Here is a 345-nt window from a genome sequence, read left to right as displayed (position 1 = left end):
GTATCGGTGCTACCGTAGGGCTCCCCGTTAAGGGTGTACTCATAATCGCCGGATCCGCCCGTTGTCACGGCCACGATCTCGTTAAACCCGCCTTCTTCAAGCACGACTGCCAGTGGGTCGTACTGCGGGATGTCAAATGGCAGTGTTTGTTTTTCACAGCCATTGGTATGCCTGACCGTAATGGTATGGCCTGTTCCCGCGGGCACATCTACGAACACGTTACTGGTTTGGAAAGTACCATTGTTCAATGAGTAATCCAGATCGGCCGGGTCCACCAATGTTCCATCAACGGTAACGGTAACGGTATTTGTCGATGTGTTGTTGCTACAGCCAAACTCTACGGCA

1 protein-coding gene is annotated in these 345 nt (G+C 52.2%); it reads right to left on the bottom strand.

All coding sequences use genetic code 11. The features are described from left to right. The coding region (locus ACGLWY_RS18675; RefSeq protein ID WP_396621191.1) for a hypothetical protein at positions 1 to 345 on the bottom strand (345 nt) is incomplete at both ends.

Source organism: Mariniflexile sp. HMF6888 (assembly GCF_044335535.1).
Taxonomy (GTDB): Bacteria; Bacteroidota; Bacteroidia; order Flavobacteriales; family Flavobacteriaceae; genus Mariniflexile.
The sequence above is the reverse complement of the archived record's forward strand: the minus strand, read 5'-3'. Positions and strand labels throughout refer to the sequence as shown.